Origin of the sequence: Falseniella ignava, from assembly GCF_002847645.1 — a bacterium.
Classification (GTDB): domain Bacteria; phylum Bacillota; class Bacilli; order Lactobacillales; family Aerococcaceae; genus Falseniella; species Falseniella ignava.
In genome coordinates, this window is the sequence record NZ_PKHE01000005.1 from 54,740 (window position 1) to 77,433 (window position 22,694).

Here is a 22,694-nt window from a genome sequence, read left to right on the forward strand (position 1 = left end):
CGTTTCTCCTTTCTATAAAATAAAAAAGCGCAAAGATACAAACGTATCTAAGCGCTAGTTATATCTGCTATCTTCCGTCTAACTTCCCAACTTGCAAATTATCGTACAATCCACTTGCTCCTAACCCGCCAATTGCCCCCACTAAAATCGCATTCTGCATTGGCGCATTTGACAACATTGCAAAGGTTGCATTTAACACAATACCTGTGATGAGCGATAATAATGGTAGATAACGTTCATTAATCGTAAATGCACGTTTAAATACCTCCACTATCCCACTCACTACTGGAATCAATACAATTGCAACAAGTTCTGCCTCTTTAAATAATTCGATTAAAATATCCATTATTTCGTCTCCTTTATATTTCCGTATTTTTCTTTGTAGATTACTTCTTGAGATCCCGAATCTGATCTTGCTTCAAGCACAATAAGACGTTCAGCGTGGTCATCTAATTTATCTTCAGCTTTCTCAATTCGCTTAGAGTTTTGTTTTGTGACCTTGTTCAAGTGCTTGCGATCATACTCACTGTCCACTGTGATTTCTTTGATTTCCTCTAACACAGCATGAATCGGTTCAATTTGCCGCCTTGCAATTTCAAGCATCTTATCCTGATAATTCTTTTCTTGCGCTAGTCGCTCCTGTTGTGCTTTCTCGGCTTCCTTTGCCTTACGCTTTTCCCAAGGCTTTATAAAGTATTGATAGCCAAATCCCAAAATAAGCACAAGAGGACTAACGATACCTGCGACTAAAGTTAGATATTCTACTAATGAATCATAAATCATGTTTCACTCTCTCTATTCTGTGATTAAATCTTCAGCTCCCATATCAATCAAAATCTCTTTGACTTTTTCTTTTAAAAATTTAGGCACTCGATCAAACGTATACTTCCCATTAATAATATTTACCGCTAAGAATTTTGCCATTCTATATTCTCCTCTCGATTTATTCTTTTGTTTCAACAAGTGAACCTAACATCTCAACTGCATCCAACATCGTGTCATTCATCAGGTCATACTGCGTTTTAATGCTGCCAAATTCTTCTTTTGATTTTTCGATAAAAGCATCCATTTCACTTATCTTTTGACTAAATGTCGCATCAAGCTCTTTGATTTTATCAGTTGGATCAAACTCCATTGCGAGTTGATCTAGTACGGCTTGAATTTGTTTTTCTTTTGATTGTCCAGTCAAGTCACCCACAACATCACGAGTTACAACAGTATAAGGCGAGTCACAAATAATTTGGATCTCTGTCATATTCGTTGCTGTTTTATAATAAGATGGATTTGCAATTCTATAATTCATTTTCATTCTCCTTTTCCTTTTCTTCGGTTTTCTTCAACGCTGCCAATTCTTCTTCAGCTTCTGCTAATTGCACTAATAATAAATTTTTCTCAATCCTGAGATTACAATTCTCAGTTGATAACTCTTCGAGTGTCTTTTCGATGTGTCGCATAATATCTTCCTTTCCTATATCAATAAGTCACACTTACCATCGCTCGAATCGGATAATTCCAACGTTTGCCTCGGCTCGGTTCGTAAACGTGTGCGTATCCAACCAAACCGACTTTTGCATTCTCGTAATCATACGCATCAACATAGCAAACTGTTCTGAGCAACTGTAAACGTCCGCTTGAATAATCAGGTGAGTTAAATGTCATCGTATCGGATATCGAAGCGATCGCTTTAAATCTTTTTCCTTTGAATACAGCTGGTAGTTGCACCCAATGGTGCCATGGGTGAACCCCCAATGGGTCGATAATTCGTGAGTGGTCGGAGCCATCATTGAGTACGTTCGAAACCTCTTGAATATGCATCAGATAATGGGTGTGATAATTTGTTCCGCCAACTTGTGTATAAAGACCCTGTGCATTAATAATCGTCTTACTTCCGTCTCTATGCGTTGCTGTCAACCCGTTCGCATTAATTGAAATCCGACTATTAATGCCGTTCCAGTATGTTTGAATGAAATCAGCTCGATTTCCCGTTAAATTATTAATGTCTAAGTTGATAATCCGGACATTTGCTGCGTTTATAGTTCCTGCGTTAATCTTGCTCGCATTTAAACTACCAATGTGCGCATCTTTAATTACACCACTGGAGATATAAGAATTCCCATCCAGCATGATGTTCTTGCCTTGAATTCGAACTCCGTCCCTGGATAAATTCAATGCACTTTTTATCTCACTCGCTGTCATTTTCGAGTCAGGAATCTTGTCTTTTACAGCTAAATAAATAGAATCACCAGAGTTTCTGATGATTCCTTCTACTTGTGACCTCGTTACTTTTAAGTCAATGAGGCCTTTTAATTGATTAATAGATGCTTCAGTATCCGACTTCAGGTCCTTTACACTCAACTGAATTCCATTCGCCGTTGCAGCAAGTTGTGTTACTCTGCTATCTGTCGATGATAATTTAACTTGCAAAGCCTCTGATGTTGCTGCTATTTCATGTTTTAGGCTCTTCTCAACATCATCAATACGAATGCCTATCCCATTTGCTGTTTCAACAATTTCAGTTGAAATATGATCATGATGGTACTTTCTCATCATGCCACCCACATTAATGCGTATCCTTGACCATAACTCAGAATTTTCTTCGTCTTTCATTTCAGCATTAATTTCTTTTAAGTTCTTAAAAATACCACTTAAATTTCCCTCGTAGACCTCCGGAGGAACAAAATAAGTCGCATCGGGATTTCGTTCAACTTGCATATGATTAATGGCTAAGTCTCCATAGCAGTCCGATTCCAATTCAATCGACTGCATGTCTCTTTCAGGAGTAAATGTATAAGTATATTTTCCATCTTTAAACGTTAAATCGTTTAAATTTATTTTCAATGGTTATCACCTACTTTCTTATAAAAATATAAACTCTGCTCATTAAGCTATATTTAACACCGCGTATATATCAGGAGCGGTATGCTTAATTGTGTTCAAAATAGTGATACCTACTAAGTTGTGAGAACTTTGATGTCTACTTCACTAGTTCCAAAAGTGACTCCAATAGACCCCTCTAATAAATCGCCTGAAACGTAACCTTGTCCTGACAATATACGATTGGCATTCAAACTTTCTCCGTTAGTGTTTTTTAACCGTACTTCTCTCCCATCGGCTAACAGCACGCCAGCGACTGTATATTTACTGCCGTCATATTGATTTAATACCATTCGATATGTTTTTCCTCGTTGAGGTTTGATTTTCCAAGGATAATAATAAATTTTAGCAACGTTATTATATTCTCTCTCCCATCGCATTAATATGTTTACAAATCCTGACCACACGAGATTGTTACCTTTATAAATTTTCCTAAGGTTTGCGGTAGTCGCTATACTCGGAGAAGTGGCTTCTCGATAAATTGATAGTTTGAATGGGTTAACTGTGTCACTATCGCCATCGTTCGAATAGCCAAAATTAGCGTCTTCGCCTGATGTTTTTTGATGTTCCGCAACATAGACGTTCCCAAAAACTCTTGCGAACGGATATTCTTTAACGCCACCTTGGCTCTCGTAAGTTTTTATCTTCTTAGCATCTTCTTCCTCGGCTTCAAGCACGAAGATGTATGTCCCAGCACCTGCACCTTTAGTGCCTTTGAATACACCGTATTTGCTTTTCAATGGTGAAGTTCTATCCAAATTTCTTACCAACTCCCCTTTTCTCGAGAGAATCTCCTCTTCTTTTGTGGGATTGTTGATAAATATTAAATTTTCGCCTGTGTAAATTCGCTTTACTTGCTTGTTATCTGATGTCATAAATTTCATAGCTACACCACCAAGTAAAAACAATTCGAGTTTTTAACAGATAGTCGGTTAAATTCATCTTCACTCATCACTTTTAATTGAACGGAATTATTGTCTTTCGAATAACGTTTATCTGCGTCCACAACCGTTAAATATTGAGCGTGCGTATGGTTTCTTTCTGCTTTGTCGTCTAATTTAGTTTGCAATCCGTTTATATCGCTAATTTCATGCGTATGTGTTGAATTAGCTTTCTTATCTAAATCGGTTGCTTTAGCATAGCCACTCATATCGATTGAACTTAAATCTGATTTATTCGCCTTGCCGTCTAGCTCGGTTTGTAGACCGTCCACGTCTTCGATTTCGTGCGTGTGGTCTTTCTTCGCATAACCCTCTAATTGACTGCTTACATCAACCTTTGCTAAATCATCTTTAGTCGCATAATTAGACATGTCAACGTCTTTCGCTTTAATCTGATTGATTTGCTCTTGTGTTAAATCCTCAAATTTTAAAGGGTCGCCCTTTTCGCCTTTCGCAATCGTAGCACTACTGCCATCACTGAACTTAACCAACGTGTTACCTTTGCTGTCCGTTGATGTGGATTCAACCTTAATCGAATCGCCTTTGTCAACGGTAACGTTACTTCCATCACTAAAATTAATGACGGTGTTACCTTGACGGTCTTTTTTGTGACTTGAAACCGTGATGGAATCCCCTTTGTCACCTTTTTCAATCGTGACGGTTTCACCATCGCTAAATTTGATAATCGTGTTACCTCGGCTGTCTTTGCTCATTTTAGATACCGTGACAGATTCGCCTTTGTCGCCCTTTGCACCTTTAATAATCGGCAACGCTGACCATTTGTCCGTACCGTTACCTACACGCACTTCACCAGTATCTGTGGCAACCCCAAGTTCTCGTTCAAGCAATATGACTGGTGACAACTTCCACTCGCCACTCGTCATACCTTTGTGTTTAACACGTACATTTATTTCTTCTGCCAAAAACATCAGCTCCTTTCGTTAAAAATAATTTCAGGCTGTTCCGCCCATTCGCCAACTATCCAATTTCCACCGTTGGAATCTAGTACGGTCGGTATCTCGTTCTCACGTCCACCGTTTAATATCAATATCGGCTCGCTTGACCATTCGCCAACCCAACTGTTGTCAAGGTTGCCGTCCGCAATATCTTTAAACTGCAGTTCTACACGCTTCGTGTCATTTTTATTGATGCTGTGCTTGAATGCTTGCTCCTTATACCAATCACCAGATATCGTTATTTGATAAGACTCGTCAGCAATCACATTGAACTTGTTCTCATGACTACTTGACTCAACTTCGAACGTTTCTAATCGTTCTCGTTCAGGTACTAATTTGAGCTGTGCTTTTAAAATCTCAGACGGAGCTTCAAGATGCACATTTAAAATAGCTTTTTGCAGCATCTCACATATCGCATCAAAACTAATCGTATACGTCTGACCTGCCTTAAAGCCTCCGTCATTCGCAACGATCTCAGTGATTGGGTTATCGAAAAGTACTTTGCGCTTAAACTCGCCTTTTAACAGGTTCTTGTTATATCGAGTGACTCCGTCATTTCCGATTAAATCCAAACTCATTTCAGTTCGATCTCTTAGTGCATTGATTTTTGCTTCCATGTCATTTATAACATCGGTCGGTAGATCGAGTGAATCCAACTCTTTTCTAAACGCATCCAACTCAGATTGATTACGCTCTTGAGTCGCTTGAAATTGTTCGTCGAATTCTTTGACTTTAGATTCGAAAGCGTTGATTTTTTCTTGAATTTCTCGATCAAATGTTTCTGTATCTATTAACTTTTCCCAAGTTTCGCCATTCCAGACGTAAATTCGATGATATTTCCCATTCTTTTCAAACCAAGTATCACCAATTTTATGTTCGATATTTGAAGGTGGCGTATCATACCAAATTCGATTTCCCAGACTATTGACGAGGTACTTAGGCAATTCATCCTCAAGGTTTTCTTGTCGGTTTTCTAAATCAAATAATCTGTCTTCGATATCTCCAGTTAATGCAGAACGAAAACCAGAGCCTATGGTCCCAACTTCTATGGAATCATTTCGATCTAATAAGACGTTATAATTTACAACAACAACTTTTGCATCTTCTGATGTGATACCTAGTTTAGGATAGAATATCGGAACAATATCGCATAATTCGATTTCTTCAACTAATTTCAAGCTTTGATAATCCAATGTAGTTGATAAATCGATGTACTCAATTTTAGTGTTTATCTTTGGCATCCCAATGCGATTGTTTTTCACATAGCTTTCAGCTATACTTCTCAATTTATCTTGTGTTGGCACTTCGTCTTGTTTAAATTTTGAAGATAGATCAATCGTTGCGATTCTTCGATTGGCATATAAATCTAGGTAATCACCATCAATAATTTTTTCATCAAGCGTTACAATTTTACTTTCAGATGAATTACCCTCTTCGTTTGTGGGTGTATAAACTGCAAAAGGTAAGATAGAAGTCACGGTACTCTCGATGTCCTCATCGGACTCTGCACTGACAATGTTTCTTCCATATTCAAGGACGGTAGGTGTCTTTCTACCTAGCTGTTTATGAAGTTTTATCGTCATATTATCGAATTCGTACTCTCCACCCCACACATCGAGGATAGAACCTCGTTTACCCATTAAAGCCTCACGAGCATTAGTAATTTCTTCGATTTTCCAATTTGTTGAATTATTCGTTTCAATATCTGACCATACGTCGAACTTCAATCCACCAATTAAATTAGCGTTCCACGTCGAAAGAGCATCTTGCGCACTGGCTCCTAAGACACTAACATTAGGGTTCAAAACAGATTGTTCCGCTTTATGACTAATATGCTTTGCATATATTTTTATGATACCGTCACTGTTCTTATTGATTCGATTAATTTCAAAGGTCTGATTTTTTGTGCGCACACCAACATCGGACTTTATTTTCATTTCTCGTTGGAATACACTAGCCATCTCTCCGTTTGACGGATACTCAATATATAAAGTGTAATTGCCGTTTCGTTCTCGAGTCGCTATTGCTTTTATCGCATTGATCTCGCCTAATCCGTATGTTAGAAATGTTTTTTCATTTGCAGGGTATAAAATAGGTTTCATCTATACTTTAACCCCCCAATGCGGTGCAATTTCAACTTTGAAGTTTCCTGTCCACCGGATTACATTATTACTTGTATCTAAATAAGGTTTCACGGACTCCGGAGAACGGACAAATTTATCCCATGCACCTTGCATACCATGATAAATAGTATTTGACTGCATATCTAAGGTTATCCCACCTTGAATGTCCCTAAGTTTTGTCAGTCGTCCGTTAATCGACAATTCACAATTGCCTGAGCCGACAATTTTTATTATTGGTTGAGGAGAAACATTTCCTTTGCCGATTAGGGTTTCACCATTATTTATACTTCGCATTTTCAATCCATCTTTGTAGTATTTAATGGGATGGACTAAAAAATCTACTTTTAACTTCCCAAAATTGCTTAAGATCTCTTTTATTTCAAATGTGGATATAAAGGCTGCTCGATATTCAAAATCTTTTTCCCAAGATAAAAGGAGAGGTTTATACCCCTCCACATTCAACCATTCACTAATTTTTATTTGTTGTTCTGTTACATTCTTTTCTGAGAGTAATCTGAATGGAAATGATTTATTTACAGCCTTCAAGCGATTATTGCTTAACAGCAACTCGCCGTGTCGACCAGGAACAACCACAGTTTCAACATCATAACCTGTAGACTCATGAGTCATGTCGTTATAAATCCGTAATCCTAAACTATCACTTCGGATTCCATTGAATTCAATATATGCTGTCATGCATTCACTCCTTCCAGATTAACGTAGTATGCAAATTCCTTAAGCAATCGTTTCATATTATCAGGTGTGAAGAAGTCCGCTTTATCTCCACCTGTTGCATTCAATGTGTAGCTTTGGTTATAAGTTGCGTTTGTGTTAGATCCACCCAACACTCCCAAAGAATTACCTACAGATTGCATCTTATGTTTTAGACTTGATGCCCCGCCGCCAAGCAAATCTTCAGGATGCATCTTGTATTTACTCATTGAGCTAATCATATTTTCAATAGCTTGATTTGAATACTTAGTATTCTTATCAATACCTGTTGCAACCCCTCTAGGAATAAATTTACCTACTGTATCAGCAAAAAGACGAGAAGGTGATTTGATTCGAGCTTTTGCTCTCGCCGCACGATTCGCTTGCGCCACCATTGCATTTGCTGCAGCCGTGATTGCTCCTAAGGCGCTGTACATTCCTTGAGCAAGCCCGTTCCCAATCTGAGAACCAATACTTCTAAAAGTGCCAATAGCGCTTCTAGCAATATTCGCAGCCGCATTGATACATGCTTTCATTGCATTTGAAGTCGCTCCTTTTTTATTAGAAATCGCACTAACAAATTGACTCATACCTGTATTAGCCGAATTAACAACTTGTTGGAATCCATTCGTTACAGCTGTCTTAATTGCATTCATACTGTTTGTAACAGTTGTTTGAACAGAACTCATTGAATTTGACACAGTTGATTCAACAGCTGAAAAACTTTGAGATACCGTATTACTGATTGTTGTCATCGCTGTAGATACTGTGGTTGATAGTGAAGATAACGATGAACTTACACTTGTGTTGATGGAGTTAAAAGCTTCTCCGATTGAATTTAATCCACTTGCTATACCGCTTAAATCAGGAAAACCACTCATCGCTTGCTTCAACGCTTCAAAGTCCGTTGCTAAAGCCGATACTCTAAATATCGTACCCAATGCTGTACCGATAGAAGTAAGTCCAGTTCCAATTGATTCGAGCGAAGGGAAACCAGCAAATGCTTGACCTAACGCTTCGAAGTCTGTTGCTAATGCAGACACTCTGAACGTATTCGCTAGCGCATCTGATATTGTCGTTAACCCTTGCGCTATGGTCTCAGGTTGTGCATTTAATATGTCCTTCATACCTAGTCCAATACGTGCTAAACCCGCTCCGATATCCCAAAGGCTTAGTCCTTGAAGCTTAGTAAATGACTCCACAATCATGTCAAATGCTTCAGCAATATCTTTTGCTGTGCTCCCGATTTGTTCAACGAATTCAGTACATGAATCAACAATCTTCGCAATGGAATTATTAACCTTCTCAATAGCTTCGCCAACTTTAAGTGCTAAATCTCCAAACGCTTGAATAATTTGTTCTACGCCTTCAAGAACAGTCTCGACTAATGGCGTTAAAGCATTAATTATCCTTTCTGCGCCCGTAGAGATCGAATCAGCCACTTCGCTAATTGCTTGACCGACTTCTCTTGCGAAGGATCCAAACTCTTTGATAATTCCTTGAATTTGTTCTCCAATCGTTTCAACTAACGGTTCTAAAGCTAAAAGAATTTCAGCAACACCGCTCGAGATAGCTCCTACCACCTCAGCGATAGCAGAACCAACATTTGATGCAAGCTCACCAAATGCAGCGATTATTAATGGTAGATTTGATACGACAACTTCAACCATCCTTGTGATTTCTGGGATAAAAGGAGCTAAAGCAGATACAATCTGGACTACTGCGTTACTGATCACTTGCGTAATTTCAACAAACATATTTGCTATAATTTGAACGTTTGGTCCAAGAGCCGTTATGATCATAGCAATCCCAGATGCAATGCCTTGAGCGATAGTGCTAATGGCTGTACCTAAACTTGTAATCACTGTTCCTAAGAGGTTCCCAAAGCCTGTAATCAATTGATTTACAATTGATCCAACACCTTCAAGAATTGCCTTCACGCCTTCCCCTTGAGTAGCAAGGAGAGTAAATGCCGCTACAACAATCCCTATTGCTGCTGCGAATGCCAACATATTAACTGGGTTCATAGATTGTGTCATCTTACCCAAACCGACAAGAATCGATTTTATGCCATCGCCCATCCCCTTAAAAGCTTTAGATAGGCCTGTGCCTAATCCACGAAACATTGTTCCCATTCCTGAAAGGATGGATTTTATAGAAGTCCCAGCTGATTTTATAATGTTCGATATTCCGTTGAAAGTACTTGCGATTATAGATTTAGAACGACCTGCAGACCGTGTCAGTCCACCAAGGCCTTTTTGTATAGGTTGGAATAGGTTGAAGGCATTCTTTATCTTCATAGCTGTTCTCAGTCCCATAAATGCCAACTTGAGTGCGATAACGCTCTTAACGACACCTTGAATCAGTCCAGGATCTAATTTTGATATAAAATCGGCTATTTTTTTAGCGGCATCCGCTATGACTTTTGCAACTTCTCCGACAACTTTCCCAATCTCTCTAAAGTCAGCGTTTGCTGGCTTCAAAGCACTCAGTACATTTTTTATCGCTGCGCCAATTGAACGCATGGCTGAACTAAAAGCCTTAGCTGCGCCTGTAGATTTAAACCCACTCATAAAATCATCAAAAGCTCGCTTTGCTTGCTTACCAAATGATTTTATTTTATTTAAAGCCGTATCAATTCCATCGGTTATTTTCGTGAAGTCAATACGATCTATCATATCAGTAATGCCTTCAATCGCTTTAATGGCTATACCATCTAACTTTTCAAAGACAGGCATGAGTTTGTTTGAAAGTGTCTCACGCAATCCGTCCATAGCTTGACCCGCAGATTTGAATTCTGTTGCCATTTTAGAAAAGTCTGCGTTTGTCCCTACTTCTGCAACAGCATCTGCAAAACTTTTAGATGAGATCTCTCCGTTTTGAATTGCCAGAACCATCTCATCCAAGCTCATGCCCATGTGTTTTGCCACCATAGCCATCCCAGCCGGGGCTTGTTCCATCATCAATTTAAAATCTTGCCACTGCATTGTCGGTTTAGAGAGTGCTTGTGTCATTTGCTGACTCATCGTCTTCATCGCTTGTGCAGGTTGTTCAGATGATGCTGCAAGTCCACCCATCCCTTTTACAAGCTTCTCTGTATTATCATAGCCAATTGCTGCCATCTGACTGTAAGTTGAGGCCATATCCGATGCAGAATAGATTGTTTGAGTCGCAAAGTCTTGTAGCGACTTCTGCACTTTGTCTATCTCAGAACTAGATTTACCAATCATTCGCATGTTCCCATCGAATGTTTTCCAAGCCATCGATGATTCTGTTAATTCGCCATTCAATGACCGCACACCGCCAGAGATAGATCCAATTGTTTTTTGAATCCCCGCAGATACTAAGTTTGCACCTAGAATTTTTCCGAAAAGTCCACCTTGGCCTCCAGAGTTACCCAACTCTTGAAACGCACTTTTTATTCTAGAAATGCCTGATTTAGCTTCTGAAGCGTTTAATTTTGTCTCAATAATTACCGTTCCATCTGCCAATAAGTTTCACCCCCTAACTTGATAATCTGTATACTTCTTGTAACCTTCGCATTTCTTTTTTATACTCAGAACTTTCGCCTTTGGACGGTTTCCAAGACCTTATTCGAATCACTTCAGCAAATTTTGTGTCTGAAGGCAATCCCGACAATAATGCATTGAACTTATGCCAGTGCATTTTGTTTTGTTCATCGAATAAATCAATTCCATATGCTTGCATAAAACTTGAATAAATATACTCGCCATCTTGGCTTATATCATACAAAGGTTGATCGTCTTCCTCAGACTTGCTTTTATCAATAATTTCACGAGGAATTATATTTCCTTTAATATCTCTTACTACATCCGCTTCTTCATTTTCCATTCTCACGTAAGTATCGAAAATATCCATGAAGCTTTCTGTCGCAATCTCTAATGTCAGATCTCCTCTTACATCCTCACCAAAGAACAAAAATAACGCTGTAAACAAACGATTAATCTCATCAACTGAATCATCCCTCATTAGTTCAATCACCTTTAAAACTACATTAAACGCTAAATTTAAGGTGTATTCTTTGTCTCCAATTACGTATTTATCAACTAACTTCCGAGAGATGTCCATGTGTTAGTCCTCGATATACTTCTTTAACTTTTCCGTATCCATTTGATCTTGATACTCTTCAGCAATCCCTTCGAACATTTGAACAAAATAATTCACAGTTACAGTTACAGACTGCCCTGCAAACTCATAAACACGATTGAATGTTCCTTCGCTAAATGTTTCATCCCATGCTTTAGATACTAACTGACGTAGCGCTTCTAACATTTCATGTACGTTATCATCATTGATACGTTCTTCTAATTCATTTGACTCTCTAACTAATTCTTTGTGCATTTTATCTAATTTCAATAAATTAACGTCATTTGCAACAAATTCCAATTTAAACTCTCCAAAATCAATTGGAATGACATTGTTTCGCTTCTCAAATTTAATTACTTTTGACATTTTATATAATTCCCCCTGAATAAATGATAAAAAAATAGGAGGGGACTTCCCTCCTACATTGATGAACCTTCAACGACAGATGATTCTTTCGGTGTCTCAACATACTTAATGGTACATCCAAATGATTCATCTTCAGTGGCCTCTCCAGAACCGTCGTTTATTGCTGAAACGTTCGCTCTACCAACCCACTGTTTTTTACCATCTGATGATACAACTTTATGCCATACACGACGACCTTCACCTGTCTTATACTTCATACCACAAATTAAATTCTGTGCCTCATCTTCATGATCTCGATAACCTTCGAATGAATACCCTGCAGCGAACGTCTTCACGAATTCTTCAGGTGTTCCATCTCCGTCGTAGAATCCTTCCGAATCCGATTCTTCCTCGTCCTCTGTTTCGATATTTGAAATATACTTTGCTAATTCTAACCATTTTGTTGGCTCTTTATCCGGAGATTCAGCTGTAATCTCTGCGACAAAGTGACCACGTAAAGCGTTCTTTAATCTTGCCATTAAATATTTCCTCCTATTTCCAATTTTGCTTCTAATTGTAATAAATAAACATAATATCCCTGTTCGTCCACTCCTTCTAAAAAAGGTTTAGACAACTCAATACTTAAAAATCGATAAGATTCGTTACCGCTTGGTATATCAAGATTAAATTCAGAAAGGGCTTCGTTAATCGTCCATAAGGTGTGGCTGCCCTTCTGGTTATCTTTCGTCTTGATTGCGATTTGATAAGGCAATCTAACTTCTTGTGTTCCATCCATAAACATCTTATCTATTTTGCCACCAGGCAAAGTAAAAACGACTAAATCCTCTTCATGTGTCAGAAAATCGAGTCTTGCTACTAGAGATAGATCAAGCTGATTAATAAATCTTATCAATTGGATTTGAAAATCAATTGCATTTGTCATAATCCCATTGCTTTAATTGCAACGACACCCCACTCTCTAATAGTCCCTTTCGGAACTCGTTTATCCCATCGTTTGCCTGTCCCTGGTGTAGTGTATTTTCTGAAAGTGACAATCCCGTTCGTACCATAAAAATGAGCTCTTCCGTAAGGGCCTGGATAAGTTACCTTACCAGGCGAAGCATGAGAACCAGAGCGCAAACGTCCGCCACGTAAAGGCACATATGGCTCCATATCAAGCAAAGCCTGATTCGCCATTGCTAATTCGCCCTTTTTAATCGATGACTCCGAGAATTTCCGTTCGGCACCTGAAAAATCAACTTCAACATTAACATGAAACGCAGCTCCAACACTCATCAAATCACCTCGATTTCGTATCCTATTACTTTCTTATACAAGCCAATAGGAATAATGCCGATCACCTTATATTTTTTATCCCCATCAATGATCCGACCGTCAATATAACTATCATCTAGCATAACTTTGCAGTAGCGTGAATAAACAAAAATAACGCCTGGCTTTTGTTGAGTATCATCTTTACTACCGTGCGTTAATGTTGTCGCTCTATCAAAACGAACAGGGGAGAGAGTTAAAGTGCCCCCATAACTCTCTTTCCCCCACTCATCTCTATCTAGAACTTTTTCGATTTGAACAGAGTCAATTAATAGTCGCTTATCGATCATAAGCCACCCCGCTATATCCAAACCCAACGCTGTTTAACAGGTTTAAGGCATCTAAAGTCAAACCATAAGGTGTGAAATTAATACCTTTCTTATCTGTTCCGCCATAAGACACAGATGTTCTACCGATGGATATATTGGCTAGATGCTGTCTGTCTTCAGCTGTATCGATACCTGTTTCGTCCATATAAGCAATTTGAAGAGCAATAGCTTTTTTTACTGCATCCTTGCGAATGTCTATGTCATCTTCAAAATCGCAATAACTGTAACAGTGTCTTGTATACATATCTATCATTGCACTTGCTTTATAATAAAGCTTTGAAAAGTGTTCAGTCGGATCATAACCCATTTCGATGTATTCAATCTCAGTCAAATACAAACATTATCAACTCCTCTCATTTATACAAAGACTAGTCACTCACTAGTTGAGAGATATTGGATCACCTTCCTTATTTTTTAGATGGCTCTGTTTTTTTATCTTCCACTTTATCCTCAATACGCTCTAAGAATTCACGTTTGTGCAACTCTTTCGCCTGTTCGTTGATTGTGTCTGCTTCTGCGACTTTCATTTCGATTTCTTCGCCTTTGGTATAGTTTTTACCATCATTTGTAGTGCCGAAATTTGTTAACACTTTATACTTCGCCATTATTTATCATCTCCTTGATTATGGTCCTGGGACAGTTGGTGTCCCCGTTACTTTAATAACAGCTTTCTTGTTATCTTCTAAAATAAACTGTCCACCTTTAGCGGCTGCTTGTAAAATTACACCATCAAAGTCCACTGCAGTAATCGTGCGTGCAGTGTTAATGCCCACGAAAGGAATAATCAAACCGTTCGGCATGACAATTGCTTGCGTGTTTTCTTCAAAATATTGAGCAGCCACAGGCTGTAATGCAATGTCTTTGTAGTAAGCTAATCCGTTTCGGTCAATGTTTACAGATGAACCTTTACCCTTATTAACGTGTGCCATGTCTACAATCGCATTATATAAATCTGATTTAACATAAGCTGTCGCTGGCGCTGTCACCTCTAAATCAACATAGTAAGTATTGATCTTATTGAATAAATCTCTAATAGCTTTTTCTTCATAAGAAGCTAATGTTTCCTCTTTGCCAGCTACCTTCGAAGCGTATTCTCCGATGCGCTTGTTCATTTTACGTGTTTGAGCTTCTGACTGTAATCGTAAACGGTCTGCAATAGCAGCATTTAAATCGTTGTTCACCGTGAATCGGTCAATACCTTCGTTAATAGCTAATGTGTAATCGTATGGTACGTCCGTATCTTGATAAATAACTTCCGTCATTTGACCAAACCGTGATGAGTTAGACGTTCCTGTGCCAAAAGCTACATCTTTATCTGTCTTATATTCTCCAACCACTACTGGAGTATTATTCGTTTTAACGCTGAATGCGGATGCGTTATTTTGCACTCCGTCTAAAATTTGAATTGGTGCGATTGCTCCTTGAAATGCATTAGTTGCGCTAAACACTGTTTGTAACATTCCTCGATATTGCTTCTCATAACGTCTTACTGGTAAGTTTAAGTTTTCTCCTGCCATTTAATAGGCCTCCTTTAATAATTTATTTGTACATGTTCATTGCTGCTTCGAAAGGATCGCCTTCACTTTCGCTACCCGCCGTTGGATTTCCGCCACGAACGATTGACGGGGATTTATCGTCTGTCGGTTCTTCGGCTTGTGTTTGAAATAAATAAGGCTTGCTTTCTCTAAGTGATTGAATCGTGTCGTCTAGTTGCGGTCTGCCATTTTCATCAAATTGAACTTTATCCATGTCAATCAAACTAAACAGTAAGTCACTGTCTAAAGTGTCTGTGTCTTTCAACGCTAATTGAACAGCAAACGTCTGTTTGTCAATTAAACGTTGCGCTTCATGTTCTTCATCTTTATCTGCTAGCTGAGATTGTAATTGTGCTATGGTATCTTTTGCTTCTTGTGCTGTCGTTTCATTGTTTTTCAGCTCCTCGATCGTTTGATTAACCTCTTGCAACTGATTACGCAGCGATTCATTCTCAGACTTCAAATCTGATTCGCCTTGTGCTTTAGCACTTCCGATTGCACGGCTGTAAGCATCCATAATCTCATCAATTTTAACGTCTTCAGTAACACCTGCATCTTTTAACATTCCTCTAGTAACACTCATCTTATCTACTCCTTTTTTTACGTCCGATGGACAATGTGACAGTTAAGCATGTCCAGGCTTTTTGTGTGGGCAGTTTTACGACTGAACCCAAGTCCGTGAACAGTTTATTGTCCTATTCAGGACATAATAAAAAGCCGTATTGCTACGACTTAAACTACTCTGAACTTACTCTTAACTACTCTGAAATCGTGTGAATTTACGTGTAGTTTTCGCACGATTCTCTCACGATTTCTCGAGATAAGAACCCTTTATTATCAACATTTACAGCGATTTATCTCGAAATAATATCGAGATTTCTCACGATTACTTATCGTTTCTCAACTTTTCTTCTCACTACTCAACTCATAAAAATAGCACCTAACAGAACTGTTAAGTGCTAATCTTCAAATTCTACTCTCTCAACGTCTTTTTCAAGGACTAGACGGCCAATTGAATCGTCTCCGTTTACATCGAGTACAAAACCATCTCCAATGTCGTTATCAAAAATAGAATCGTAGCTTAAAAATTTACCTCTGTCCACATTCCCATTTTTCATGTGTAGTATAATGCTTCTGCCAATATATTTAGGAAGATTATAACTCCTAGCTTCTACCATCTTACAAATCACCTCTTTTTATTCGGAACACCATGAATACCTTTACCGCTTTGGTGAACCTTTATTTGATCAGCCTCTATATCAGATCCATCCATATATACATGAACGGCATCTACATCATCTTTTTCAATATCAATGAATTGATAATGTCTAAAAATTGATTTCATATCAATTTTGCTCAAAATAAAATCATGTAAAGCTTTGCTGGTTGTATTCTTAAAATAACTCTGTCCATCATTTCTAATATTGTATTGTTCAGTACCAATTATATGTTGATCTTGCTTATTATTCTTCAAGCGTAGTCGTTGGCCCAATTCTATATTCTCAGACATAACCTTATTAATCCGCTTCAAATCATGACTTGTTAAATCCCGATACTGCTCCTTAGAGAGTTTTTGTTTAAGTCTTTCATTAAACTTATTATACTCTTTTTCAATCGCTTTCTCCATGTTTTGCTTAGCTTTATTGTATGATTCTGGATTATTATAATAGCGTTCTCGTTCTTGTTTTCTAACTAAGAATTCATTACCCTTAATCAATTTAGCCAGGCTTGACTCCATGGAATTAATTTTAAGTTGTGACTTTTGAATTCGGTCAACGTCTTTTAATTCTCTAGCCACTGCCAAGCGCTCTTTTTCTTTTCTGATGTTCCGTTCAAATGCACGCTGTCTTTGTTGCATTCTTGCATTTTCTTCTGCCTGTTCGGGTGTGATGTTCTTTAAATAATCGGGTAGGTCAGGTTTTCTGTTCGCACCAATGATAAAAGGTGTCATCATATGGCCGCAGTTAATGCCTAGACAGCCCCCAGGCGAACCATACCCATGATCAGCAAGGGATAACACTTCTGTACCATCTTCAGCTGTAAATCCAACCCCTTTAGTTACAATCTGATGTTGCAAAGGAGCGCACGCTTCTCTTGCTGTAGCTTTCATTGAGTAATAATACGTATCAATGCCTAAGTCTTCAGCAGGTCTCTCTCTCATTTCACGGTAGACACGGTAAGTTGTAGATTTAATTACAGTTTTAGCGTACACATCTGCTTGCCATCTCCGCCCCGCTTTATCTGTGAAACCATAAAACCCACGATCAAACCATTTATAGATGGTGTCACTTAAGGCTTGTTGCGCTGATTTTGTGCCAGTGACTACCTCGGCAACTGTCTGAGTAATGACATCTTCATACATCAGTCGTGATTCAGTAGGTAAGCTAGTGTTAATCATGTTATTCACTTCTCTGAACGTCTGATCAGAATAAGCCTTGAGTGCTTTTTGAACTTCATAATGCTCTGCAACAGTTCCGCCCATTTGCATATCTTCGGCTAATTGCTCGTAGGTATCTTTGTATACTTTGAAACCTTCATTCTCAATTGCATTTCTCAACGCTTTCTCAGCAACTCCTGAATACTTAAGAATTAATTGAATGTTATGCTCGTTTAGCATATGCATATCGTTCAACTTTTCCAATTGCCAAATATATGGTTCACGCTCTAAATCTGCGGTGCCACGCCTGGCTAATCGCCTAACAGTTCTCAAAAACATATCTGTTTGCAACTGATGATAGATATCTGCCACCTTATCACCAGTCAAAAAATATTGTTCTTGATTAAATTGCAATTCTTCAAGATCTAGCTTTCTAGACAATGAAAATCACCTACTCACCATAAACGTCAATATCAAATTGGCTTCTATTTCGGTTCATTGCTTGCGTTGTTTCTTTTTCGATTTCATCCGCCAACACCTGAGCTTGTTCCTCGGTCATTCCGAGAGCTTTCTCAATCGCATAACGTTTAGGAACTAATCCAGCTGCTAACGCTTTGCTCCAGTAATCTAGCTCTGCATTCTTATCCGCAAAAATACCATCGTCTAAATTAATTGTAATTTCATCCAACGTAGGAATTTCTCCTGTATATAATCCTGTCGCTTTGGCTAATTCACAGATAGATACAATTAACTCGCTCATTGAATGCTCAACTAATGAAACAATCGAATTCCGCATTTGATAAGTATCAGAATTCTCTGACACAACTTCTGTCGCTGTTTTCATTGATTTGCCATCAAAAGTAAACATGCCTGACGAAACACCTATTTGCATCTCAAATAATTTTAAGCCTTGATTAATCGCAGCGATATATGATTCCGAACGTATCTCAGTTGTTAAATCATGAACTCCAACCGGTTTATCATCTGCCCCGCTATCCAACTGAACAAAAACATTTTGATCGGGGTCAAAGTGTTGTTTCATTACAACCTTATCGCCTCTTTGGTCATAATACGTTCGAACTGTTTGAGCAGGAACAGCTACTCTTCGCTGCCCCATCTTAATTTCCCATGCAAATTCGTCGTAAGTCGTGTTAATAAAGTCAATTGTCGTCTTAGCATTGTCAAAAATAGATAATCCTAGTGAGCTATTAATGTCTTTGTTATTCATTCCAGGAGTCCGAAAATAAGTAAATAACGGACGAGATAATCCTGTGAAAACTGTACTTTCTTCTAAATCATCGTATAACTCAGACAGTGGCACTTGATTTCCTAAATTTTCTTTAATGTCAGAACGATACAATTCGTTGCTAATTTTATATTTACCATCAGACAACCACTCGTGTATTTCTAAAAGCGTATAATATCGAATATTATTCTTATCCGCTTTTGTTGACTTCATCGCAATCACAGCACTCGATATGTCTTGCGTATTCGTCTGAGAAGGGAAAAAGACTGGCGCTTGAATAAACGCAACTCGAATTCTTTCTCCGTCTAAATAAGGTCGCATTGCCATACCACCTAAAGCCAGAGCAGATTCTAAATAGCGCTCGAAGTTCTTATTAAAACGATCTCTCTTGAGTGTTTCGTTAATAAATTCGTTAGCCGCCTCGTTATCAATCTTTACTTCTGCTTGCTCGTTATAAATGAGCCCCGCAATCTTCTTACACGCTGTTCTAGCAATGGGTAAATGTTTAAAATCACGTTCTCGAATTTGGTATTCCGTATTTGTATAACTAACTCGATTATCTCTCGATTCGTAATAGCGCAAATTCTCTTGAATTCTTGCATATTCCTCTTTCGATACAGCAACTCTCTCGTGATCTAAGATGCTTTTGATTGGGTTCACTATCCCTTTCCCCCTTGTAAACCAATTTTTGATGGTGTTAATCACCCCCACAGGTATCAACTCCTATACTTTCAAATCTAGTAATCTTGCATTATCCAAAACAAGATATTGAAACGCATCAACCGAGTGATCATCCTCTTTAATCACTTTAGGTTCTGATGATTCGATGGTCTTTTCATCATACCGATACATCTTATGCTCTTCGTAAAATATTTTGTTGTTCTCAGTTTCTAGATAATAAAAACGTCCCTCAGCAAGTAAACTAAGGACGTGATCTATCATTGTTTGTTTTTTCTTCTTTGCAACCGGATGCCATACTTCTCCATAATCCAACTTATACTGATTTCGCAAAGCCCCTTCAGCTGAATCAATCGTCATCTTTAACTTAGGAACTCCTTTGTATCGAAACATTATTTCGTCAACAAAGTCATGAACTAATACAGATAATTGACTAGGCGCTAACTTATTCTCTTTGCCAGACGGATTATAATACAGTGTATCAAGCAAAATAAGCTTGCCTTTTACAGTAATACCACATGCCACACACGCTGTTGCCGATTGTTGGTGTCCGGTATCTAGTCCGAATACAATTCCTATTAATTTATCGTCGGATGGCAATTTTTTTAACATCTTAAAGTGTCCCATGTTATATATATGCGTACCTAATCCAATTACCTCTCCTAGATACATCCATCGATAATAATCAGGATCTGTTACTTTGTAATTCTCAATCTTTTTAATCATTTGCTTGCCTAAAAATCCGTATTTGTCATCCAAATAAGTCGAATGATGTACAAGATAATCAGGATCTGTTTCCTTTTCAGCTACCCACAAATTAATCCAGTCATATGGATTTTTAGGCGGATTATACGAATAATAAACTTTCACTGGCTTACCGTTAGGCAAATCAACACGCAAGAATGTATCTTCCACAACGTCAATATCTTCTCTGCCTGAAAACTCAGCCAATTCCTCATACCACAATGCATGGATATACCCTTGAGCAATTTTGAAACCTTTTAATTTCATTGGGTCATCTACACCTGAGAAATAAAAAGCAGTTTGTGTTTGCTTGTGCACAATTTTGAGCGGACTGGAATAAAACCTAAATTGTTTCTCTACACCTAGCATGTAAATCGCCCATTTTACCTGTTCATAAACAGAAGTAGACAAATACTTACCGACTTTCCTAAGACAAAGAACATTCGCCTTGGGATCCGCTAAAAAATCTAAGAGCATCTTTAAAACAATTATTGATGACTTCGTTGAAGCTCGTCCGCCCTTAAGCACAACATACGGCTTATCTGTAAATAAAACTTCGTCAAACGCAGGATTAATCAGAGTTGCTATATTTAGCATCTGCTTCACCTCTGTCAAACGTAAAGCCTATTTGTTGTGTGGATATATCTTCCTCAGCAAGTTGTTGTTTTAGCTTTTCGATTTCGAGTTTTAGCTTTTCGCTTTCCGCAGCTGTCGGATAACGTTTCATTAATTCGCTACCAGCACGTATCACTTCTTTTATCGCAGGCGGTTGTTTAAGTTCAACGACCTCACCAGTTATCGGATTGATCTCTTGCTTAACCTCAAAACGTTCGCCTCTCAAAACAGATGTAAATACCTTCAATACTTCACTTGCTGTGGCTATCTGCTTTGATTCAATCTCTTTGATTTTATTTTTTATGTACGCTTTTATACTATCTTTTTCTAACAATTTGCTAGCGTTTGTTCTAGCATAATTTTCGCTATAACCAGCTTTAATTGCGGATTGATAGATATTCCCACTGATGATGTACTCATCAGCGAATCGTTGTTGCTTCAGTGTCAGTTTACTGATTTTCCACCACCACCTAATAAAATGAAAAATAAATACCACCCCTAAAATAGAGGTGGCGATATATATAACAGTCGGAAATGGAGTAACGACTGACTTTACTGAAACGTTCCGTCGCAATCTGTTATGGATTGCCGTTTTGAGTAAAGATTTATAGTTTATATAGTTGAGTTTTGTGGTTCATTTCCACACTACCATAATATCAGAAGTGGGGGTGACATTCAGTGACATTTAGTGACATTTAGTGACATCTTGATTATGATTTGAAAAATCAATCAAAGCATGACCATGAATTCTCAAAATGTGTCTTTTATCATAATTTAACAGTATCGCTATATCGTCCCATGATTTATAGTTTAAATAACGCTCTCTTAAGATGATTGAATTTATACTTTCGCTGCATCTGTCTATCCTACGAGATACTTCTAACTTTAATTTATATAATTTATCTATCTCTTTATCTATGTAACAATCTAACTCCACCACACGATCTAATCTATCATCTTTTCTTTGGTTTGACTCTTGGACGGATATTTCTTTAATTCGGCTTGATTTAATGGACGTTAAGCTTATCCATAGTCGGTTTCGTTCTTCGATTCTTGAGGCGATATTAGCATCATTATATCGCACTTGATTTAAAAACTCTTTTGCGTTCAATCTGTCACGTCCTTTTTAAATTTAAACGTCCAACCTTTCAATCTGCTCCTTGATCCAACTTTGCCGTACCTCACAGCAGTGCTGACTGCAGATTCAGCAATCCCAAAATAATTTGAGCACTGAACGATACTGTCGAATTCTTTTTCTTCCCCGGTTGATATTCTTGTTGCAATCAACGGTTTGGTTTTATTTTTCCTTTTATTTATAAATGGGACAGGTTTAAAATCACGTTTAGTTTTGATTTGATGATTCGCCTTTTCAATAATTAAATCACCATCCACACCTGATAGCAGGTAGCAATAATCCGATTTAAAGAATCGGATTAACTTTCGGATTTCAACTGAATCAACATACAGCATACACTCTTCACGCACGTTGCAATCTTCATCAACGTAACCCTTTAAAGCAGCAGATCTAACCCTCGCAATATAATCACTGACAGCACTTTGTACGATCGCTATCGCTAATTGTTCATAGCCATCCATTCATCAATCACCCCTATTAATATATTGATCATATCGTCTGGCTTGACTGTTAAGAATGAAATCAACGTTTTCATAATAATCTGAAAGCAGCATCCGTATGTCACTTAAAGTGACTTCGCCGAAATCATGAGGTAGCTCAAAATATTCTTCCACAAGGTCATAGATGTCTTTCAATGTTTTTCGAC

At 38.1% G+C, this 22,694-nt stretch carries 28 protein-coding genes; all 28 read right to left on the bottom strand.

Annotated features, from left to right (window positions below):
- Positions 1-67: 67 nt before the first annotated feature.
- On the bottom strand, positions 68-346 hold the full coding sequence (locus CYJ57_RS02990) for a holin (RefSeq protein ID WP_101954010.1): 279 nt from the start codon (positions 344-346) through the stop codon (positions 68-70).
- Positions 346-783 carry a hypothetical protein gene (locus CYJ57_RS02995; protein ID WP_101954011.1) on the bottom strand — a complete coding sequence of 146 codons (438 nt, stop codon included), beginning with the start codon at positions 781-783 and terminating at the stop codon, positions 346-348. Before CYJ57_RS02995 ends, CYJ57_RS02990 begins: the two co-directional genes overlap by 1 nt.
- A 12-nt stretch (positions 784-795) precedes the next feature.
- Entirely contained in the window at positions 796-924 is a 129-nt protein-coding gene (locus CYJ57_RS08045) for a CD1375 family protein (protein WP_280522414.1), read from the bottom strand.
- Between the two features lie 19 nt (positions 925-943).
- Entirely contained in the window at positions 944-1,303 is a 360-nt protein-coding gene (locus tag CYJ57_RS03000) for a hypothetical protein (protein ID WP_101954012.1), read from the bottom strand.
- A complete protein-coding gene (locus tag CYJ57_RS07795; protein WP_180764365.1) occupies positions 1,293-1,454 on the bottom strand; it encodes a hypothetical protein in 162 nt (53 codons plus the stop codon). The genes CYJ57_RS03000 and CYJ57_RS07795 overlap by 11 nt, the downstream gene beginning before the upstream one ends.
- Positions 1,455-1,473: 19 nt before the next feature.
- Entirely contained in the window at positions 1,474-2,838 is a 1,365-nt protein-coding gene (locus CYJ57_RS03005; RefSeq protein ID WP_101954013.1) for a gp58-like family protein, read from the bottom strand.
- Between the two features lie 113 nt (positions 2,839-2,951).
- Positions 2,952-3,758 (bottom strand): hypothetical protein, encoded by an 807-nt coding sequence (locus CYJ57_RS03010; protein WP_101954014.1) that lies wholly within the window; start codon positions 3,756-3,758, stop codon positions 2,952-2,954.
- A 2-nt stretch (positions 3,759-3,760) separates the two neighbouring features.
- Positions 3,761-4,738, bottom strand: coding sequence for a hyaluronate lyase N-terminal domain-containing protein (locus CYJ57_RS03015; RefSeq protein WP_180764366.1), 978 nt, complete (start codon positions 4,736-4,738; stop codon positions 3,761-3,763).
- Between the two features lie 5 nt (positions 4,739-4,743).
- Positions 4,744-6,873, bottom strand: coding sequence for a phage tail spike protein (locus CYJ57_RS03020; protein ID WP_101954016.1), 2,130 nt, complete (start codon positions 6,871-6,873; stop codon positions 4,744-4,746).
- Complete coding sequence (locus tag CYJ57_RS03025) at positions 6,874-7,590, bottom strand: phage tail protein (protein ID WP_101954017.1); 717 nt, start codon at positions 7,588-7,590, stop codon at positions 6,874-6,876.
- Positions 7,587-11,096, bottom strand: a complete 3,510-nt coding sequence (locus tag CYJ57_RS03030) for a tape measure protein (protein ID WP_101954018.1) — start codon at positions 11,094-11,096, stop codon at positions 7,587-7,589. Before CYJ57_RS03030 ends, CYJ57_RS03025 begins: the two co-directional genes overlap by 4 nt.
- 13 nt (positions 11,097-11,109) lie before the next feature.
- On the bottom strand, positions 11,110-11,694 hold the full coding sequence (locus CYJ57_RS03035) for a Gp15 family bacteriophage protein (RefSeq protein ID WP_101954019.1): 585 nt from the start codon (positions 11,692-11,694) through the stop codon (positions 11,110-11,112).
- A 3-nt stretch (positions 11,695-11,697) separates the two neighbouring features.
- The gene (locus CYJ57_RS03040; RefSeq protein ID WP_101954020.1) at positions 11,698-12,078 is read right to left on the bottom strand and encodes a hypothetical protein; all 381 of its coding nucleotides are present in this window, start codon (positions 12,076-12,078) and stop codon (positions 11,698-11,700) included.
- 53 nt (positions 12,079-12,131) lie between these two features.
- On the bottom strand, positions 12,132-12,596 hold the full coding sequence (locus tag CYJ57_RS03045) for a phage tail tube protein (protein ID WP_101954021.1): 465 nt from the start codon (positions 12,594-12,596) through the stop codon (positions 12,132-12,134).
- Positions 12,596-13,000, bottom strand: coding sequence for a minor capsid protein (locus CYJ57_RS03050; RefSeq protein WP_101954022.1), 405 nt, complete (start codon positions 12,998-13,000; stop codon positions 12,596-12,598). Before CYJ57_RS03050 ends, CYJ57_RS03045 begins: the two co-directional genes overlap by 1 nt.
- Entirely contained in the window at positions 12,997-13,353 is a 357-nt protein-coding gene (locus tag CYJ57_RS03055; protein ID WP_101954023.1) for a minor capsid protein, read from the bottom strand. Before CYJ57_RS03055 ends, CYJ57_RS03050 begins: the two co-directional genes overlap by 4 nt.
- Positions 13,353-13,679 carry a putative minor capsid protein gene (locus CYJ57_RS03060; protein WP_101954024.1) on the bottom strand — a complete coding sequence of 109 codons (327 nt, stop codon included), beginning with the start codon at positions 13,677-13,679 and terminating at the stop codon, positions 13,353-13,355. Before CYJ57_RS03060 ends, CYJ57_RS03055 begins: the two co-directional genes overlap by 1 nt.
- Complete coding sequence (locus tag CYJ57_RS03065) at positions 13,669-14,055, bottom strand: head-tail connector protein (protein ID WP_219525553.1); 387 nt, start codon at positions 14,053-14,055, stop codon at positions 13,669-13,671. Before CYJ57_RS03065 ends, CYJ57_RS03060 begins: the two co-directional genes overlap by 11 nt.
- Before the next feature lie 70 nt (positions 14,056-14,125).
- Entirely contained in the window at positions 14,126-14,323 is a 198-nt protein-coding gene (locus CYJ57_RS03070) for a hypothetical protein (RefSeq protein ID WP_101954025.1), read from the bottom strand.
- An 18-nt stretch (positions 14,324-14,341) separates the two neighbouring features.
- A complete protein-coding gene (locus CYJ57_RS03075) occupies positions 14,342-15,235 on the bottom strand; it encodes a phage capsid protein (protein WP_101954026.1) in 894 nt (297 codons plus the stop codon).
- 22 nt (positions 15,236-15,257) lie between these two features.
- Positions 15,258-15,836 carry a phage scaffolding protein gene (locus CYJ57_RS03080; protein WP_101954027.1) on the bottom strand — a complete coding sequence of 193 codons (579 nt, stop codon included), beginning with the start codon at positions 15,834-15,836 and terminating at the stop codon, positions 15,258-15,260.
- Positions 15,837-16,212: 376 nt separating this feature from the next.
- A complete protein-coding gene (locus CYJ57_RS03085; RefSeq protein WP_244896573.1) occupies positions 16,213-16,371 on the bottom strand; it encodes a hypothetical protein in 159 nt (52 codons plus the stop codon).
- Between the two features lie 68 nt (positions 16,372-16,439).
- A complete protein-coding gene (locus CYJ57_RS03090) occupies positions 16,440-18,071 on the bottom strand; it encodes a phage minor capsid protein (RefSeq protein ID WP_101954029.1) in 1,632 nt (543 codons plus the stop codon).
- A gap of 10 nt (positions 18,072-18,081) precedes the next feature.
- Positions 18,082-19,587 (bottom strand): phage portal protein, encoded by a 1,506-nt coding sequence (locus CYJ57_RS03095; RefSeq protein ID WP_101954030.1) that lies wholly within the window; start codon positions 19,585-19,587, stop codon positions 18,082-18,084.
- A gap of 12 nt (positions 19,588-19,599) precedes the next feature.
- Positions 19,600-20,895, bottom strand: a complete 1,296-nt coding sequence (locus CYJ57_RS03100) for a PBSX family phage terminase large subunit (RefSeq protein ID WP_101954031.1) — start codon at positions 20,893-20,895, stop codon at positions 19,600-19,602.
- Positions 20,870-21,361, bottom strand: coding sequence for a terminase small subunit (locus CYJ57_RS03105; protein WP_425319851.1), 492 nt, complete (start codon positions 21,359-21,361; stop codon positions 20,870-20,872). Before CYJ57_RS03105 ends, CYJ57_RS03100 begins: the two co-directional genes overlap by 26 nt.
- A 237-nt stretch (positions 21,362-21,598) precedes the next feature.
- Positions 21,599-22,024: a hypothetical protein gene (locus CYJ57_RS03110; protein WP_101954032.1), complete on the bottom strand. Its 426-nt coding sequence runs from the start codon at positions 22,022-22,024 to the stop codon at positions 21,599-21,601.
- A complete protein-coding gene (locus tag CYJ57_RS03115) occupies positions 22,021-22,509 on the bottom strand; it encodes a hypothetical protein (protein WP_101954033.1) in 489 nt (162 codons plus the stop codon). Before CYJ57_RS03115 ends, CYJ57_RS03110 begins: the two co-directional genes overlap by 4 nt.
- Positions 22,510-22,694: the final 185 nt, after the last annotated feature.

Coding starts and splice junctions, on each gene's coding strand:
- CYJ57_RS02990 (WP_101954010.1), bottom strand. CDS start 346: ATGGATATTTTAATCGAATTATTTAAAGAGGCAGAACTTGTTGCAATT.
- CYJ57_RS02995 (WP_101954011.1), bottom strand. CDS start 783: ATGATTTATGATTCATTAGTAGAATATCTAACTTTAGTCGCAGGTATC.
- CYJ57_RS08045 (WP_280522414.1), bottom strand. CDS start 924: ATGGCAAAATTCTTAGCGGTAAATATTATTAATGGGAAGTATACGTTT.
- CYJ57_RS03000 (WP_101954012.1), bottom strand. CDS start 1,303: ATGAATTATAGAATTGCAAATCCATCTTATTATAAAACAGCAACGAAT.
- CYJ57_RS07795 (WP_180764365.1), bottom strand. CDS start 1,454: ATGCGACACATCGAAAAGACACTCGAAGAGTTATCAACTGAGAATTGT.
- CYJ57_RS03010 (WP_101954014.1), bottom strand. CDS start 3,758: ATGAAATTTATGACATCAGATAACAAGCAAGTAAAGCGAATTTACACA.
- CYJ57_RS03020 (WP_101954016.1), bottom strand. CDS start 6,873: ATGAAACCTATTTTATACCCTGCAAATGAAAAAACATTTCTAACATAC.
- CYJ57_RS03025 (WP_101954017.1), bottom strand. CDS start 7,590: ATGACAGCATATATTGAATTCAATGGAATCCGAAGTGATAGTTTAGGA.
- CYJ57_RS03035 (WP_101954019.1), bottom strand. CDS start 11,694: ATGGACATCTCTCGGAAGTTAGTTGATAAATACGTAATTGGAGACAAA.
- CYJ57_RS03040 (WP_101954020.1), bottom strand. CDS start 12,078: ATGTCAAAAGTAATTAAATTTGAGAAGCGAAACAATGTCATTCCAATT.
- CYJ57_RS03045 (WP_101954021.1), bottom strand. CDS start 12,596: ATGGCAAGATTAAAGAACGCTTTACGTGGTCACTTTGTCGCAGAGATT.
- CYJ57_RS03050 (WP_101954022.1), bottom strand. CDS start 13,000: ATGACAAATGCAATTGATTTTCAAATCCAATTGATAAGATTTATTAAT.
- CYJ57_RS03055 (WP_101954023.1), bottom strand. CDS start 13,353: ATGAGTGTTGGAGCTGCGTTTCATGTTAATGTTGAAGTTGATTTTTCA.
- CYJ57_RS03060 (WP_101954024.1), bottom strand. CDS start 13,679: ATGATCGATAAGCGACTATTAATTGACTCTGTTCAAATCGAAAAAGTT.
- CYJ57_RS03070 (WP_101954025.1), bottom strand. CDS start 14,323: ATGGCGAAGTATAAAGTGTTAACAAATTTCGGCACTACAAATGATGGT.
- CYJ57_RS03075 (WP_101954026.1), bottom strand. CDS start 15,235: ATGGCAGGAGAAAACTTAAACTTACCAGTAAGACGTTATGAGAAGCAA.
- CYJ57_RS03080 (WP_101954027.1), bottom strand. CDS start 15,836: ATGAGTGTTACTAGAGGAATGTTAAAAGATGCAGGTGTTACTGAAGAC.
- CYJ57_RS03085 (WP_244896573.1), bottom strand. CDS start 16,371: ATGAAAAATGGGAATGTGGACAGAGGTAAATTTTTAAGCTACGATTCT.
- CYJ57_RS03100 (WP_101954031.1), bottom strand. CDS start 20,895: ATGCTAAATATAGCAACTCTGATTAATCCTGCGTTTGACGAAGTTTTA.
- CYJ57_RS03115 (WP_101954033.1), bottom strand. CDS start 22,509: ATGGATGGCTATGAACAATTAGCGATAGCGATCGTACAAAGTGCTGTC.